Annotated in this window: 15 protein-coding genes; 6 read left to right on the forward strand and 9 right to left on the reverse strand. The window is 66.2% G+C overall.

Annotation, left to right across the window (positions count from 1 at the left end; translation table 11 throughout):
* Positions 1–582: 582 nt before the first annotated feature.
* Both ABLA28_RS06505 and ABLA28_RS06510 read right to left on the reverse strand, forming a co-directional pair.
* Positions 583–1,776 carry an amidohydrolase gene (locus tag ABLA28_RS06505; RefSeq protein ID WP_347712984.1) on the reverse strand — a complete coding sequence of 398 codons (1,194 nt, stop codon included), beginning with the start codon at positions 1,774–1,776 and terminating at the stop codon, positions 583–585.
* 54 nt (positions 1,777–1,830) lie between these two features.
* The gene (locus ABLA28_RS06510) at positions 1,831–1,995 is read right to left on the reverse strand and encodes a hypothetical protein (protein WP_299299589.1); all 165 of its coding nucleotides are present in this window, start codon (positions 1,993–1,995) and stop codon (positions 1,831–1,833) included.
* A gap of 192 nt (positions 1,996–2,187) precedes the next feature.
* Here ABLA28_RS06510 and ABLA28_RS06515 point away from each other — a divergent pair, with 192 nt between their 5' ends.
* The 6 genes from ABLA28_RS06515 to ABLA28_RS06540 all read left to right on the forward strand — a co-directional run bounded on the left by ABLA28_RS06515 (position 2,188) and on the right by ABLA28_RS06540 (position 8,715).
* Positions 2,188–4,107, forward strand: a complete 1,920-nt coding sequence (locus ABLA28_RS06515; protein WP_347712985.1) for a S9 family peptidase — start codon at positions 2,188–2,190, stop codon at positions 4,105–4,107.
* 205 nt (positions 4,108–4,312) lie between these two features.
* Positions 4,313–4,984, forward strand: coding sequence for a peptide-methionine (S)-S-oxide reductase (locus ABLA28_RS06520; protein WP_347712986.1), 672 nt, complete (start codon positions 4,313–4,315; stop codon positions 4,982–4,984).
* Between the two features lie 67 nt (positions 4,985–5,051).
* Entirely contained in the window at positions 5,052–5,993 is a 942-nt protein-coding gene (locus tag ABLA28_RS06525) for a 2-dehydropantoate 2-reductase (RefSeq protein ID WP_347712987.1), read from the forward strand.
* Positions 5,994–6,010: 17 nt separating this feature from the next.
* Positions 6,011–6,823, forward strand: coding sequence for an ankyrin repeat domain-containing protein (locus ABLA28_RS06530; RefSeq protein WP_347712988.1), 813 nt, complete (start codon positions 6,011–6,013; stop codon positions 6,821–6,823).
* Between the two features lie 189 nt (positions 6,824–7,012).
* On the forward strand, positions 7,013–8,020 hold the full coding sequence (locus ABLA28_RS06535; protein ID WP_347712989.1) for a biotin--[acetyl-CoA-carboxylase] ligase: 1,008 nt from the start codon (positions 7,013–7,015) through the stop codon (positions 8,018–8,020).
* Between the two features lie 80 nt (positions 8,021–8,100).
* On the forward strand, positions 8,101–8,715 hold the full coding sequence (locus tag ABLA28_RS06540) for a biotin transporter BioY (protein ID WP_347712990.1): 615 nt from the start codon (positions 8,101–8,103) through the stop codon (positions 8,713–8,715).
* Between the two features lie 8 nt (positions 8,716–8,723).
* On the opposite strand, the gene ABLA28_RS06545 is transcribed toward ABLA28_RS06540, so the two are convergent.
* The 7 genes from ABLA28_RS06545 to ABLA28_RS06575 form a co-directional block, all read right to left on the reverse strand.
* Positions 8,724–9,557, reverse strand: a complete 834-nt coding sequence (locus tag ABLA28_RS06545; RefSeq protein WP_347712991.1) for a DUF364 domain-containing protein — start codon at positions 9,555–9,557, stop codon at positions 8,724–8,726.
* A gap of 90 nt (positions 9,558–9,647) precedes the next feature.
* Entirely contained in the window at positions 9,648–10,736 is a 1,089-nt protein-coding gene (locus ABLA28_RS06550; RefSeq protein ID WP_347712992.1) for an ABC transporter substrate-binding protein, read from the reverse strand.
* Positions 10,733–11,584 carry an ABC transporter ATP-binding protein gene (locus tag ABLA28_RS06555; protein WP_347712993.1) on the reverse strand — a complete coding sequence of 284 codons (852 nt, stop codon included), beginning with the start codon at positions 11,582–11,584 and terminating at the stop codon, positions 10,733–10,735. Before ABLA28_RS06555 ends, ABLA28_RS06550 begins: the two co-directional genes overlap by 4 nt.
* Positions 11,584–12,612, reverse strand: coding sequence for an iron ABC transporter permease (locus ABLA28_RS06560; protein ID WP_347712994.1), 1,029 nt, complete (start codon positions 12,610–12,612; stop codon positions 11,584–11,586). Before ABLA28_RS06560 ends, ABLA28_RS06555 begins: the two co-directional genes overlap by 1 nt.
* Before the next feature lie 83 nt (positions 12,613–12,695).
* Positions 12,696–13,718, reverse strand: a complete 1,023-nt coding sequence (locus ABLA28_RS06565) for an ABC transporter substrate-binding protein (RefSeq protein ID WP_347712995.1) — start codon at positions 13,716–13,718, stop codon at positions 12,696–12,698.
* Positions 13,719–13,804: 86 nt separating this feature from the next.
* Positions 13,805–14,599 (reverse strand): ABC transporter ATP-binding protein, encoded by a 795-nt coding sequence (locus ABLA28_RS06570; RefSeq protein ID WP_347712996.1) that lies wholly within the window; start codon positions 14,597–14,599, stop codon positions 13,805–13,807.
* Positions 14,596–15,445, reverse strand: an 850-nt coding sequence (locus tag ABLA28_RS06575; RefSeq protein WP_347712997.1) for an iron ABC transporter permease, incomplete at its 5' end; no start/stop codon positions are given. The genes ABLA28_RS06575 and ABLA28_RS06570, both read right to left, overlap by 4 nt.

A 15,445-nucleotide genomic window follows, 5' to 3' on the forward strand; every position in this document is an offset into this window, starting at 1 on the left:
ATTTAATCCATGAAGCACCCCGGTGGTACCCCAGCTTGCCTGTTTTGAGGATGAAGCTTGCCGGGGCCGCCGCTACCCCCAAAGGGGAGCCTTCCGGCAGCCGCTCGCTTCGCTTGCGGGCCGATCAGTCTCAGGATAGCGGCGTGGGGGCATTAAGCAGACGACCGGCGAGTGGAGCGAGCCGTGTCGGTCGCTTAGTTTCTTCACCAGGGGGCTTCGCCCCCATGTTAATTTTAGGGAAGCGCTGGAGATTTTTGCCCATAGATGTTTTACATATTTTCCTTTGGCAAAATGTGCGTTCTTGTTTTAATCAGCGCTTCCCAATATCCGGCGGCGAGGTATGGGGCGCGGCAGATTGTCGATGTCACGTTTCAGGATATCGGTGCATCGTATTCTCCGCCTCCGTCTCGGGGCGGCGGCCTCGGCAAACCCGGCACTTTGTTATGATGGAACCGGCAGCCATAGAGACGGCGATTCCGACACGGCGTTTTTCAAAAAGACGAGCTCTCGCGAGCGGCGAAGGGCGGGTCCTCAGACCCGCCCTTCGTCCATCAAAACCAGGACCATCGCCGCAGGGACCGATCAGTCCTGCCACCGGAGGGCGAAGGCGGCCATCGCGGCGGCCCCCGTCCAGAGCACGGACTCGTTGACGTCGAACCGGGAGTTGTGGTGCGGATGGTCGCGCCCGTCCCCGAAGGTGGAGCAGTGATAGAAAAATGCGCCCGGGACCTTCCGAAGGTACTCGGCGAAGTCCTCCGCCCCGGAGGAGGGCCGCACGACCTCGTGCTCCGACCCCTCGCCCAGCGTCGCCCTCAGGATGTCCCGCATCCTCAGGGTGATCGCCTCGTCGTTGACGACGGGGGGCAGGTACCCGCTGAAGGTCACCGTTCCGCGCCCGCGCATGGAGGCGGCCACGCCCTCGATCGTCGCGGTGATGCGCTCCTTGAGGAAGGCGTCGGTCTCCGTGTTGAAGCACCGCATCGTCCCGAAGAGCTCGCAGGTGTCGGCGATGACGTTATGGGCCCGTCCGCCCGAGATCTTACCGAAGGTGACGACGGCCGGCTCGAAGGGGCTGAGCTCCCGACTGACCAGGGTCTGGAGCTGGGAGACGACCTCCGCGGCCATCACGATCGGGTCCACCGTCAGGTGGGGCGTGGCCCCGTGCCCTCCCCGGCCCTGGAGCTCGACTCGGATCGTCGTCGTCGAGGCCATCATGGGCCCCACCCGCCAGCCGATTTGTCCGGGCTCGAGGCCTTCCCAGATGCTCCCGGTGTGGAGCCCCACAATCGCATCGACCCCATCCAGGGCGCCGCTCTCGATCATGGAGAGCGCCCCCGCGACGGTCTCCTCCGCCGGCTGGAAGAGAAAGCGCACCGTCCCGGCAAGCTCGGACCGGGCCTCGGCCAGCAGCCGGGCCGCCGTCAGCAGCATGGCCACGTGGGCGTCGTGCCCGCAGGCGTGCATGCAGCCGTTCGTGGAGGCGTAGGGCAGCCCCGTCTCCTCCCTCACGGGCAGCGCGTCCATGTCGGCGCGCAGCGCCAGGACCTTTCCCGGGCGCCCCCCCACGAGGTCGGCGCAGACCCCGTGCCCGCGCCCCATCCCCGGCCGGAGCCCGTCCAGGTTCAGCTTCTCCAGCTCACGGACGATCACGCCCTCCGTGAAGGGCAGTTCGTGCTCCAGCTCCGGATGGGCATGCAGCTCCCGTCGGAGCTCCGCGGCATAGCCGTTCAGCTCCGAGGCCTTTTTTCCGAAGCCCTTCAGGTCCTTCCCGTCCATATTCACCAGCATCCCCTTTTCGATAAAAAAGATGAAAAACGTCCCCGGCCGGCCTCAGCCGAGGTATCCCCAGGCGAAGATCGCCATGAAGGCGGCCAGCAGCAGATTGAACAGGGCACGGCCCCTCTGTCCGGCCCGCAGGCGCCGCACCGCCATGAACGTCATGGCCGCGGCACAAAAGAACAGGATCGCCGCAGGAATGGGAATGGCCATCGTCATCGTCCCAACCGCACCTCCTTCGTCGTTTTTCCCCGGCGTTCGCGGATTTTTCCGCATAAAAACCCATGGCACGAAACGCCCCTCCCTGTAGAGTAGCGAAAGAGGCTCCGGGATGCAAGAGGGGATTCATGAGAAAAACCGGGCTCCGGGGTTCCGCCAGATTCTTTCAGTCTCTTTCAGGAGGTTTTGCCCATGAAGTTTGCCGATCTGCTCACGCTCGGATTCGTTCTGAGCTGCGTCCTGCCGCTGGCCTCGACGGCCTGCGCCGCGGAGAGCGGGGAGGATTCCCCCTCCGTTCCGCCCGTCCTCCCCATGGAGGATTTCTTCCGCAACCCCGAGGTCGGCGCCTTCTCCCTGTCGCCCGACGGCGCCAAACTGGCCTTCGTCAAGCCCTGGGAGCGCCGGATGAACGTCTACGTCCGCGACATCGAGACGGGCGCCGAGAAGCGCGTGACGAGCGCGACGGAGCGCGATATCGCCGGCTTCTTCTGGAAGGGCAGCGACCGCATCGTATACATTCAGGACAAGGGCGGGGACGAGAACTTCCACATCTACCTGACGGACATCGAGGGCAAGGCATCGCGGGACCTCACGCCGTTCGACGGCGTCCGGGCCGGGGTGCTGGACGACCTGGAGGAGGACCCGGAGCACATGCTCCTCGAGATGAACCGGCGCAATCCCGAGGTCTTCGACGTCTACCGGTGTGAGCTGGCCACAGGGGAACTCACGCAAATTGCCGAGAACCCCGGCAACATCACCGGCTGGCTGACCGACCACGACGGCAGGCTCCGCGTCGCCTACGAGACGGACGGCGTCAACTCCAGCCTGCTCTACCGCCCGACGGAGAAGGACGCGTTCAAGACGCTCGTCACCACGAACTTCAAGGACTCCTTCCTCCCCCTGATGTTCGGCTACGACAACAAACTCCTCTACGTGGCCTCGAACCTCGGGCGCGACAAGATCGCCGTCTACACATTCGACCCCGACGCGAACAAGACGCGGGACCTCGTCTTCGAGCACCCGGACGTGGACGTGGCCAGCCTGATATCCTCCAAGAAGCGCAAGGTGATCACGGGCGTCGTCTACACCACGGACAAGAGCCGCTACCACTTCTTCGACAAGGACCGCAAGGAGCTCCAGGACACCCTCGAGAAGTTCTTCCCGGGCTACGAGGTCGCCGTCACGGGAATGGACGACGACGAGCGGCGCGCCACCGTCAGGGTCTACGGGGACCGCACGCGCGGTGGCTCCTACCTCTTCGACCGGCAGAGCAACAGCCTGACGAAGCTGGCGGACCACTCGCCCTGGCTCAAGGAGACCGAGATGGCGCCGATGGAGCCCATTCAATACACCTCCCGCGACGGACTGACGATCCACGGCTACCTGACGCTCCCCCTCGGCGTCGCGTCCAGGGACCTTCCGCTGGTCGTCATCCCGCACGGCGGGCCCAGCGCGCGCGACGAGTGGGGGTTCGATTCGGAGGTGCAGTTCCTGGCCAACCGCGGCGCGGCGGTGCTCCAGGTCAACTTCCGCGGCTCCACCGGCTACGGCAAGAAGTTCTGGCAGGCGGGCTTCAAGCAGTGGGGACGCACCATGCAGGACGACGTCACCGACGGCGTGGAGTGGCTCGTCAAACGAGGCATCGCCGACCCCAAACGCCTGGCTATCTACGGCGGCAGCTACGGCGGCTACGCGGCCCTGGCGGGCGCGACCTTCACGCCCGACCTCTACGCCTGCGCCGTCAGCTACGTGGGGCCGTCCAACATCTTCACCCTGCTGGAGAGCATCCCCCCCTACTGGGAGCCCTACCGCGAGATGGAGTACGAGGAGATCGGGCACCCCGTCAAGGACAAGGAGCTGCTGGAGTCAATATCGCCCGTCCTCCACGCGGACAAAATCCGCATCCCGCTCTTCGTGGCGCAGGGCGCCAACGACCCGCGCGTCAAGAAGGCGGAGTCCGACCAGATCGTCGAGGCCGTCCGCAAGGCGGGCAAGGACGTCGTCTACATGGTCAAGGACAACGAGGGACACGGGTTCCGCAACGAGGAGAACCGGTTCGACTTCTACCGCGAGATGGGCGGGTTCCTCAAGAAGCACCTGGGCCTGCGCTGACGTCCTCCAGGCCGACAGCGGGGAGAGGGGGGACCTCTCCCCGCTGGGCGTTTTGCGGATTTTTACCTTTCCCCCGCTCGGATGCGGAATATGACGATGACGCGCCCGCCGTCCTGCTCCATAATGGCGCGGTGGGATCGGAACGAGGAACGAGGAAAAAGTTTTCGGCCGTTATGGTGCGGCGGAGGCCAAGGAGTGACGTATTGTGACGAGGACGGCATTGTCTGAGAAGATTCCCCCGATCGACAGGATGACCCCGGCTCAGCTCGAGTCGGCGCTGTTCGCCATGGGGTGCTTCAAGGGCCTCGAGGCCAGGCTCGGCATCACGAGGGGGGTGTGGAGGACCAGCGTGGGGTACGCGGGCGGGTCCTTTCCCACCCCCACCTACGACGACACCGGCGACCACGTCGAGACCGTGAGGGTGGAGTACGACCCGCGGACGATCAGCTACGGCCAGCTCCTGGAGCTCTTCATGTGCTGGTACTGCGGCACGCCACCGGATGCCGCGCCGCGCCGCGCCCCCTGCATCTTCGTGAGGGACGCCAAGGAGCGCCGACTGGCTCAGGCCGCGGCCGACCGAAGCATCCTCTGCGGCCGCAGCTATCCGAGGTCCCGGATTGTCCCCGTCAAGCCGTTCCATCCCGCGGAGGCCTGGTGCCAGAAGTACTACCTGCGCCGCGTCCCCTGGCTCTTCGAGGAGCTGATGGTCCTCTACGGCGAGGAGGAGGGACTGCTTCGGTCCACGTCCGCAACGCGGCTCAACGCCTTTCTGGGGCTTCCCGCCGTGCCGTCCCCGCGCTGCTCCCTGCCGGAGGACATCGACCTCTACGGGCTGACGCCCTACGCCGTGCAGGCGCTGCAGCACCTTGGAATCTGAAATTGGAGGCTGAGCACCGATCAGGCAGCAAAGGGGGGACATGCCCCCGCCGAGAGGAGATCCCTTTATGAACATCACCATTGTCGGTTTGGGCGGAGTGGGAGGAATCGTAGGCGGGCGTCTGGCCGCGGCGGCGGCGGACGTTCCGGAGCTCCGGGTGACCTTCTGGTGCCGCGGCGACACCCTGAGGAACGTCCGGGAGAACGGCCTGCACATCGCAGGGCCCGACGGCACGATCACCGTCCGGCCCGCGCTCGCGACGTGCGACCCCGCGGAGGCCGGGATCGCCGACGTGCTGTTCTTCGCCACCAAAGGCTATCAGCTCGAGGAGGCGGCCCGGGCCGCCTTTCCCCTCGTCTCGCCCTCCACCCGCGTCATCCCTCTGCTCAACGGCGTGTCGGCCGGTGAGACCCTCGAACGCATCCTGCCGCCCTGCGACCTCCTCGGCGGCTGTCTCTACATCTCCTCCCACGTCGAGTCCCCAGGGACGATCCGGCAGGTCGGAACGGTGCAGCGCCTCCTGTTTGGCAACGGAAAGCTCTGCGAGGCGGAGAACCGCATACGCTACGCCGACTTGGCGCACATCCTCAGAAAAACCGGCATTCAGATCACCCTGACGGAACGCATCGACATCGAGATGTGGGCCAAATTCCTGTTCCTGTCCCCCCTGGCGGCCGTCACGACGCTTCGCCGCAGGACGATCGGGGCTGTGATCGAGGACCCCGAGGGACGGACCGCCGTGATGGACCTGATCCGGGAGGCCGAGGACCTGGCCCGGTCCCTCGGCGTCGCCCTGCCGCAGAACATTGCGGACCTGACCCTGGAAAAGGCCCGCTCCTTCGCCCCCGACACCAAGACCTCCATGCAGCTCGACCAGGAGCAGGGCAAGACCACGGAGCTCGAGTTCCTGGTCGGGCACGTCTGCCGCGAAGGGCGGATCCAGAGAGTTCCGACCCCGGCCTACGACAGGTTCTACAAGGGGCTGAAGGCCATCTGCAAGGCCGGGTAGAACGGGGGCCCGCAAGGATGAGATGTGAGAGACGTGGGGCGTTCCCTCCCATCGCCGTCTTTTTTCTTGCCGTGTCGCTCCTGACGGCGCCGTCCGCCGGGGCCGATCCCTTGACGTTCTCCTGCGCAATGGGCGACGTCGAGGCGGTCCACAGCGCCCTCGCCGGGGGAGCCGACCCCAACGCCCCCGACGAGCACGGCTGCCCTCCGCTCTGCCGCACCGTGAGCGCCGGGGTGGACGCCCCGCTCTCCATGCACCTGGAGGTGATCCGCCTGCTCGCGGACTCCGGGGCAAAGATCGACGCACCAGCCCCCGGGGGCGATACCCCCCTTCTCCTCTCCCTTTACAAGGGACGCTCCTTCACCGAGGTGACCGAGCTCCTCCTCGAGCTCGGCGCCGACCCCAACGGTCCCGGACCGGCCGGGCTCTCCGGCGGGCTTTCCGAGGGGGAGCGCCCCCTGAACGCCGCGGCGCGGGAACCCGCCTCCGTGCGGCAGCTGGAGCTTCTGCTGTCGAAGGGAGCGGACGTACGGCTGAAGGACGGAGCGGGACGCAGCCCCCTGGAGACGGCGGTCACGTCCCCTCACCCTTCCGCGGAAAAGGTACGGCTGCTCCTCGACGCCGGGGCGGACATCAACGGAACCTTCAGCCTGTGGGAGGAGGAGGGGGTCACGCCGCTCATGGCCGCAGCCGCCCTGGGCTCTCCCGACCTCATCCGCCTGCTGCTGGACCGCGGCGCGCTGGCTGCCCTTTCGAACCGTTCGGGGCTCCGGGCGCGCGATTACGCCCTGCGCGCGGGACGGGAGGAGAACGCCGCCCTGCTGCCCTGACCGCCTTCCGCCCTGACTTTCTTCCACTTTAACTTTCTTCCACGGGGCACGGGGATGAACCCCGGCCCCCGTTTTTTCCCCTCAACATTGTAAACCACACATATACTTTAAGTTTACATTTATCCGTCGCCGTGCTATAGTCTTTGCTCGATTCGGCGGGTGCGCATGTTCGGATATGGGGGTGCGGAGATGTCGTTGAAGGACGAGGTCCTGAGGATGCTGGAGGACCACAGGGGCGAGGCCCTGTCCGGGGAATCGGTCGCGGAACGCCTCTCCGTCTCGCGGGCCTCGGTCTGGAAGGCGGTGAGGGCCCTGAGGGAAGAGGGGCACAAGATCGGAGCGTCCACGCGCAGGGGCTACCGGATGGAGCCGGACAGCGACGTCCTGTCCGAGGAGGGAATACGGGCCTGCCTCTCGGAGGGGTCCCTCGTCCGCGGCGTCGTGTGTCTCGCGTCCGTGGACTCCACCAACACCTACGCGAAGGGGTTGGCGCTCTCGGGCGGGGCGCACGGCACGCTGGTCGCCGCGGACCGGCAGACGGCGGGGCGCGGCCGGCGCGGACGTTCGTTCTTCTCGCCCCCGGGGACGGGGCTTTACATGAGCCTGATCCTGCGCCCGCTTATCGAGCTGGAGCGCTTCCAGGCCGTGACCATCGCCGCGGCGGTCGCCGTCTGCCGGACCATCGAGGCCCTGACGTGCCGCCGCCCCCGCATCAAGTGGGTGAACGACATTTATTTGGATGGGGGCAACGGCCTGGAGGGGGCCGACGGCGAGGAGCGCAAGATCTGCGGCATCCTGACCGAGGCGGTCAGCGACGTGGAGAGCGGGACGATAGAGAGCGTCGTCGTCGGCATCGGCCTCAACGTCTCGACCCGGGACTTCTCCCCGGACCTGGCCCGTATCGCGGGCTCCCTCCTTCCGGGAAGCGTGAGCCGGAACCGTCTGGCAGCGGGGATTGCGGAACGTCTGATGGACTGTCAGGAGCGGCTCGGCGACCCCGAACTGATCCGGGAGTACCGGGACCGTTCCCTGCTCCTGGGGCGGGAGGTCCGCTTCATGCGGGACGGAGCGGAGTGCCGCGGGCTGGCCCTGGATATCGATGTGCAGGGCTGCCTGCTCCTTCGGGAGGAGGACGGGACGGTCGTAGCCCTGAGGTCCGGAGAGGTGCATCAGGTACGCCCGGTTCGGATGCATTAAAAAAGGGCGCCGGGGAACTTGTTCCCTGGCTGAGGGTTTTGGGGCAAGGCCCCCATGTTGATTTTGGGGAGAGATTTTAGATGAGAAAAGGAAAATTTCTGAGCACGCGGGAGCTGGTCCTCTGCGCGCTCTTCTCCGCGCTGACCGCCGTGGGGGCGTGCATTCGGATTCCGCTGCCCATGCTGACGCTGACGCTGCAGTTCTTCTTCACCAACCTCGCCGCTCTGCTCCTCGGGCGGAAGCTCGGTGCGTTCGCCGCGGCGGGCTATGTCCTTGCGGGGCTCGCCGGACTGCCGATCTTCGCCGGCGGCAGCGGGGGCGTCGCCTACGTGCTGCACCCCACGTTCGGCTACCTCGTCGGCTTCATCGCCGGGGCCTGGGCCGCAGGCTTCGTCGCCGAGCGTCTGAGGCCGGGGATGAGGACCTGGATGCTCGCCGGCCTGACGAACCTGGCGGTGCTCTATGCTCTGGGGATGGCCTACTACTACCCCATCGCCAACTATTATCTCAAGACCCCCTTCGGCGTCAAAGCCCTGTTCTATTACTGCTTCCTGCTTCCTCTCCCGGGGGACCTCATCAAGTGCCTTCTGGGCGCGGTCGTGACCGACCGGCTCAGGGCCACGCTTCCGGGCGGAATGCTCCCCGCGGCCTCAGCGGGTCGTGAAGTGTCCGACAAGGAGGACATAGAGGGATAAGGGCTCGCTCAAGGCCCGGGCCTGCGGATCACCATGCGCTCCGCATAGCGCCCGAAGAAATGGTAGCCGGATCCGCCCTCGGCGACGATGTCCAGCAGCTCGTCCGGGCGGGTCACCAGAACCCCGCCCAGGACGTCGACCCCTCGCTCGAAAAAGGCATCGGGGAGCATGCTCGCCGTCGGTCCCGCCACGACGACCCGGGCGTCCGGCCGCGCCATCTCCAGCAGGCCGGACAGGGTGCCGTTGAGGACGGTCGTCCCCGTCACGACCAGGAGATCCGCCTGCGGCACCACCTCGGACGCCCGGTCGGCCGGAACGTAATGGGGCATCTCGCGCTCCTTGAGGGTCCTCGGGTCCTGCTCCAGCACCCGGAAATCGACCGACTCCGCCAAAAGGCGCTTCAGCATCGGGACCAGCGCCCCGACCACGACCGCGCAGCCGCCCCTCGGCAGCTCGACGTCGTCGAACGCGTCCCTCCCCAGGGACAGCTCGTAGGTTTTCGAGGGCATCCGGTCCCAGCAGGCAGCGCTCAGGGCGTTGAGGACCGCGACCCCCAGGGCCTCGCGCAGGACGTTCCCGCAGGAGAGGTCGTCCAGGAAAGCGCCGACAGGACGCCCCCTCAGTTTGCCGGACAGGGGCATCTCCCGGGCGGAGCTGGGACAGCAGACCGCCTGGGGAATCTCCTTGATCGGCGTGAAGGAGAGCCCGCCATGTCCGTCGCTGAGCTTGACCCCCGTGAAGAAAATTCCCAGCACGGCGCGTTCGACGGTCATCCCGTCCAGCCCGTCGCCCAGGCGGCCCCGCACCGCCGCTACGGTATCCTTCAACAGCACGTCCGTCACGCTATCGACCTCCCGCCGCGAAAGTTTTCAATCTCAGGAGTCACGGGCAAGGCAGGGGACCGCTCAGGCCCCGGCCGGCTTTTGCCCGAATCACTTTCCGTCGATGATCTCCGATATCTGCGCGTCGCTCATGTCGTACAGGAAGAAGGTGGCGTAGAATTTGCGGATCTCCTCCCTCAGGGTCGCCTCGGGCATGAGCTCGGGATAGAGCTTGTTCATCATCCAGAGGACGACCAGGGGCTGCTCCACCGTCCGGTTGCCCCAGACGTGCGCCACGGTGGGGATGACGAAGCACCTTCCGTCCTTCACGGCGGCGACCCCGCGGTAGTTGGGGTTCTCCCGCATCTCCTCGATCTGTCTGGCGGTGTTGGCGACGATCACGTCGGGGTTCCAGAGCAGCAGGTCCTCCAGGGTGTAGGTCCGCCTCTCGCCGGACGACCGCCCGTCGTCGGTGACGCTGATGCCGCCCGCCTCCCGTATCCACCATTCCGCGATGATGTGCGGCTGCGTGAACCCCACGGGGTCGCCGTAGAGCACCTTCAGCCGCTCCTTCTCCGGGATGCCGGACGTCAGGGAGGCGGCCTGGGCGAGCTTCTCGTCGAAATAGGCGATGTAGGCGTCCGCCGTCTCCTTCTTGTTCAGCACCTCGCCCATCAGGGTCACGGCCTTCTTCACGTCGTCGACGTTCTTCCATTCCAGATAGACGCAGGCGACCCCGTTCCGCTCCAGCACCTGGGCGGTCTCCTTCGTCATCGCGAGGCACACGTCGGTCCGGGCCTGGAGGATGTTCTCCAGCAGCAGCTCCCTGTTGGCGTCCTCGAACAGAGGGCCATTCGCGATCTGGGGGGCGAACTGGTACTGCATCTTCCACCGGTCGGTCTTGGTGAAGCCGGCGGACATCTGGTTGTAGATCTTGCTGCCCTCGCCCATCAGCTCCACGAACGCGTTCAGGACCCCGATAGAGCCCAGGGTCCCGATGCGGTGGATCTCCGCCGGAAGCACGACGGACCGCCCCGCCATGTCGACGACCGTCCTGACGTCGGCCGACGCCGCCTCCGCGGCCAGCGCCTTCCGGGGCGAAAACACGGGGCCAGCGCCGACCGATACGGCAAGCGCCAGGCAGAAGGACAAAACCCCCAACCGCAGTACAAACTTCCTCATGTTCCTTCCAATCCTCATGATACTATTCCTCCTTCATTTTGGGTTCCGTTCACCACATCGTTTCCAACGCCGGAATTCTCCCCGTCATCCAGGACGGGGACGCAGACCTTCACGCACCCGCCTCCGGCGACGGGCGCATGGGCGACGACGGTTGGAGTTCCGTAGAGCCCGGACAGAACCGCGTCGTCGATGACCTCGTCCGGTGCCCCCCGCGCGAACACGGCGCCGTCCTTCAGCAGAAGCACCTCGTGGGCGGTGAGAAAGGCGTGGTCCGGCGAGTGGGAGGTCATCAGCACGGCGTAGCCCTGCCGGGCAAGGCCCCGTATCGTGCCAAGCGCCCGCACCTGATTGCCGAAGTCGAGGTTCGCGGTGGGCTCGTCCAGCACCAGGAGCCGCGCCTCCTGGGCCAGAGCCCTCGCCATCAGCACCATCTGCCTTTCGCCCCCGCTCAGATGCTGGAACACGTGTCCCCTCAGGTGTCCTATCCCCAGGCGTTCCATCGCCAAGGCCGCCTTCCTCCGGTCCTCGCGGCCCGGGGCGTTCCCGAGCCCCAAGTGTGCGACCCGCCCCATCAGCACGACCTCCTGGACCTCGTACGGAAAGGTCAGGGCCGAGGACTGCGGCACGTAGGCCATCAGGCGGGCGCGGGCGCGGCGCGTCAGGGCGGACAGATCCCGCCCGTCCCAGAGGAACCGCCCCTCGTCCGGCCGCAGCAGGCCCAGCAGACAGCGGAGCAGCGTGGTCTTCCCGGTGCCGTTCGGGCCCAGCAGGCACATCACGCGCCCCGCGGGCAGGGTGAAGGATATGTCCTCCAGCACGATTCGGCCGCGATGATAGTGAAAGCCGACCCCCTGCGCCTCCAGCACTAGAGCCACCCCTTGCGGACCCGGGAGAGCAGGACCACGAAGATGGGGGTCCCCACCAAGGCCGTCAGCACGCCCAGCGGCAGCTCCACCCCCGGAACGCCCCGGACGATCGTGTCCATCCCGAGCAGGAAGAGGGCGCCGACGCCGAACGAGGTCGCGAGAAGCCGCGAGTAGTCGGCCCCCACCAGCAGGCGGGCGATGTGCGGCACGACCATGCCGACCCATCCGACGATGCCGCAGATGCTGACCGAGACGACCGTCATCAGGGTCGAGGCGAGGATGACGACCACCTTGACCAGCCCCACGTTCACCCCCAGGGCAGCCGCCTCCTCGTTGCCCGCGGCCAGAGCGTTGATGGAGTAGCGAAAGAGGAACAGGAGAAGCAGGGCGACCGCCAGGAACGGCAGCAGGACCAGGACGTCGTGGTTGGAGCCCCGCCCCAGGCTCCCCATCAGCCAGAAGGTGATGGAGGGCAGGACGTTGTCCGTGTCCGCCATCGTCTTGAGTATGGAGAGCAGCGCCTGGAAGAGGCTGGAGACGACGATGCCGCCTAGGACCATCACCGTGATCTCCTGACGTGCGAAGGCGTAGCCGATGGCGCTCGCCATCAGGACCGCCAGGCTCCCGAACGCGAAGGCCGAGACCTGGACCTGCCACCAGGCGAGGTTGTTCAGCATCGCGAGGGCGGCCCCGAAGCCGGCCCCGGCGGACACCCCCAGCAGGTCCGGCGACACCATAGGATTTTTGAACAGCGTCTGGTACGACGCCCCGGCCGCGGAGAGGGCGCCCCCCGTCAGGATCGCCAGCAGGATGCGGGGCAGGCGCACGTTCAGGACGACGGTCTCGAGCGTCGGGTCCCCGTTCGGGGCCGCCATCCCGAGACGCGAGAGGACGATCTCCGCCAGGGTCCCGGGGGAGATCGCAAAACGCCCGATCCGGAAGGCGAGGATTCCGCCCGCGAGGATGAGCAGATAGAGCAGGCTCAGCTTGACCGTAAAATAACGCCCTCCGCCGGAGGCTTCCAGCATGTCCGTTCCCTCACCTTCCAACGCTCGCACGACTCAACAGCGCACGGCCGCGGCAGCGCGCGCGCCGTGCCCCAAACGGAGACTCAAAGGGCGGGCTCCCTGCCGAAGAACGAGCGGTACTCCTCGTCCGTCAGCTCATAGCGATAGAACACCCTGAAAAACTCCCGGGTCTCCTTTTCCAGGTCGATCTCCCGGGTATAATCCGGATAGAGCAGCTTGGCCAGCCACATGAAGCCCAGCGGAGACTCCGGAGAGGGGCGGTCCCACCAGAAGGCTCCGATGGGACACTCGTGGACGGCCTTGTTTTTGACGGCCTTGAGGTCCTGTATCCTGGGGTCCTCCAGGATATCGGCCGTCCCGTTTCCCTGCTGGGTCACGATGATGTCCGGGTCGATCCGCATGACCTGCTCGACGCCGATCTCGCCCTTCGGGGTCTCCTCCAGGGCGCAGACGCCGCCGGAGCCGCGAATCCAGTGCCATCCCCAATCGCTGGCGCTCGCCTTCGTGATGGTCTTTCCGGTGTAGTAGACCACCTTGCGCTCTTTCTCCGGGACGCGCCCCACCAGGGTCTCCACCCATCCCAGTTTTTCGTTCCAGTAGTCCACAAGCCTCCTGGCCTCCGTCTCCCGGCCCAGGATCGTGCCCAGGTTCAGAAACTCCTGCTTCAGCTTGTCCACCGCCGCCCAGCCGATGAGCATCGTATAGGTGGGCATTCCGGCCTCCTCGATCAGCCTGTTTCCCTTCTTGGAGCTGACCCCCACGAGGACGAGATCCGGCGCCGCCTTCATCAGCTCCTCGACGTTGACCTTGTCGAAGGAGCCGGGGTCCACGACCTCCGCGAACCGGGGAAACATCCTGAGCAGCTGCGGGAAGCGTTTCATGCCGGGCTGGGCCACGATCTTCTCCGCACACCCCAGGACGGCGACCTCATGGGTGGTTCCGCCATAACAGGTGATCGCCAGACGGTCCACCTTTCCGGGAACGGCGACGTCGCGCCCTGCGGCATCGACCACCGTCTCCCCCGCCCCGGCCGCTCCGCCGAGTCCCGCCAGAACCGCAATCCCCAGCAGAAAAGCCGTCAGTTTCAACGAGTACCGCCTCATCATCAAAGGTCCCCCTTCCCTATCGGGCCGGCCCAAACCGCCGCGGCGGCCGACCTCACGAAATCGGCGTCCTCCGACGCCCCATGGCCTCATCCCTCCGGCGACTCCCACGGAACCGGAACACAGGTCTTGATGGTCCATCCGCCCTCCCGCCGCCGGAGTATCCGCACATCTATGCCGTAGGCCTCCCGCAGAGCGGGCTCCGTCAGCACCTCCTCGACCGCTCCGACCCGGAAAGGAAGCCCCGGACTCAGGATCGCGGCACGGGAACAACAGAAGAACGCGTGATCGGGCACATGGGAGGTCATCATGATCCCCATTCCGCTCCGGGCCAGCAGCCTCACCTGCTGGAGCACGCGCATCTGGTTTCCGAAGTCCAGGTTCGCGGTCGGTTCGTCCATGACCAAAAAATGCGGCTCCTGCATAAGGGCACGGGCGATGAGCACCATCTGCCTCTCCCCGCCGCTGATCTCCGTGTAAACGCAGTCCCTCAGGTGGGAGGCCCCCAACCGGTCGAGGATTCGGGCAGCCCGCCCGAACTCCTCCCGCGAGGGGCCCGAAAAGATTCCGGATCGGGCCAGGCTCCCCATCACGACGACGTCGAGGACACGAAAGGGAAAGGGGGGCTCGTGGCTCTGAGGGACGTAACCGATGAGCTTCGCCATCCCCTTGCGGTCCCGATACGGAACCCCTTTCCCGTCGATCAGGAACGAGCCGCCGTGCAGGGGCAGGAACCCCAAAAGGGACTTGAACAGCGTCGATTTCCCGACCCCGTTCGGCCCAAGCAGACAAAGCGCCTCGCCCGTCTCCAGGGCAAACGACACGCCGCCCAGGACATCGCGCCGTCCATAACCGGCGCGGACCTCCACGGCCTCGAGCCTCATACCCATCCCTTCCTGCGCCGGAAGAGGAGGTAGACGAAGAAGGGCGCCCCGATCAAGGACGTCAGGATCCCCAGGGGTATCTCGCTCGTGAAGAAAAGGCGCGCCAGGTTGTCGACGAAGAGGAGAAAGCAGCTTCCGACCAGAAAGGAGGTGGGGATCAAATCCCGGCAGTTGGGGCCCGTGAGCATTCGGGCCAGGTGGGGGATGACCAGTCCTATCCACCCGATCATCCCGCCGACCGCGACGGAGGCCGCCGTCAGCAGCGTTGCTGCGGAAATGAAGACGGCCCTCAGACGCACGGTGTCGAGCCCCATGGCCTGGGCCTCCTCGTCCCCGAAGGCCATGGCGTTGAGCTGCCAGCGAAGCAACACGAGGGGCAGGAGCCCCAATACGCAGGGAGGCAGCAGCAGCCGCGCGTCCTTCCCGGTCACCGAGGACAGGCCGCCCATCAGCCAGTACGTAATCTCGGGCAGCTTCCCGAAGGGGTCGGCGACGTACTTGCCGAGGCTGACGAGCGAGGAGAAAAGCGTGGCGATGACGATGCCGGCCAGCACCAGGACCAACAGAGACTCCTTGCCGCGGCTCACGAGCAGACAAATAGCATAGGAAAGGGCTACGGCAGCCAGGCCGAAACAAAACGCCGAAAGCTGAACGAGGACGAACGGGAGGGAAAAAAGGATGGCCAAAGCCGCTCCGAAACACGCCCCCGCGGAGGCCCCCAGGATATCGGGCGAGACCATGGGGTTCCGGAACAGCCCCTGATAGACCGCCCCCGAGACGGACAACGCCCCCCCTATCAACACGGCGGCACAGACGCGCGGGATCCGCACCCTCAGCACGACCGAC

The organism is uncultured Fretibacterium sp., from assembly GCF_963544685.1.
Taxonomy (GTDB): Bacteria; Synergistota; Synergistia; order Synergistales; family Aminobacteriaceae; genus CAJPSE01.

Excerpts from the sequence above, each read along its gene's own strand:
- ABLA28_RS06540 (WP_347712990.1), top strand. The coding sequence starts at position 8,101 with ATGAGAAAAGGAAAATTTCTGAGCACGCGGGAGCTGGTCCTCTGCGCG.
- ABLA28_RS06530 (WP_347712988.1), top strand. The coding sequence starts at position 6,011 with ATGAGATGTGAGAGACGTGGGGCGTTCCCTCCCATCGCCGTCTTTTTT.
- ABLA28_RS06550 (WP_347712992.1), bottom strand. The coding sequence starts at position 10,736 with ATGAGGATTGGAAGGAACATGAGGAAGTTTGTACTGCGGTTGGGGGTT.
- ABLA28_RS06535 (WP_347712989.1), top strand. The coding sequence starts at position 7,013 with ATGTCGTTGAAGGACGAGGTCCTGAGGATGCTGGAGGACCACAGGGGC.
- ABLA28_RS06565 (WP_347712995.1), bottom strand. The coding sequence starts at position 13,718 with ATGATGAGGCGGTACTCGTTGAAACTGACGGCTTTTCTGCTGGGGATT.
- ABLA28_RS06510 (WP_299299589.1), bottom strand. The coding sequence starts at position 1,995 with ATGACGATGGCCATTCCCATTCCTGCGGCGATCCTGTTCTTTTGTGCC.
- ABLA28_RS06515 (WP_347712985.1), top strand. The coding sequence starts at position 2,188 with ATGAAGTTTGCCGATCTGCTCACGCTCGGATTCGTTCTGAGCTGCGTC.
- ABLA28_RS06525 (WP_347712987.1), top strand. The coding sequence starts at position 5,052 with ATGAACATCACCATTGTCGGTTTGGGCGGAGTGGGAGGAATCGTAGGC.
- ABLA28_RS06560 (WP_347712994.1), bottom strand. The coding sequence starts at position 12,612 with ATGCTGGAAGCCTCCGGCGGAGGGCGTTATTTTACGGTCAAGCTGAGC.
- ABLA28_RS06570 (WP_347712996.1), bottom strand. The coding sequence starts at position 14,599 with ATGAGGCTCGAGGCCGTGGAGGTCCGCGCCGGTTATGGACGGCGCGAT.
- ABLA28_RS06505 (WP_347712984.1), bottom strand. The coding sequence starts at position 1,776 with ATGGACGGGAAGGACCTGAAGGGCTTCGGAAAAAAGGCCTCGGAGCTG.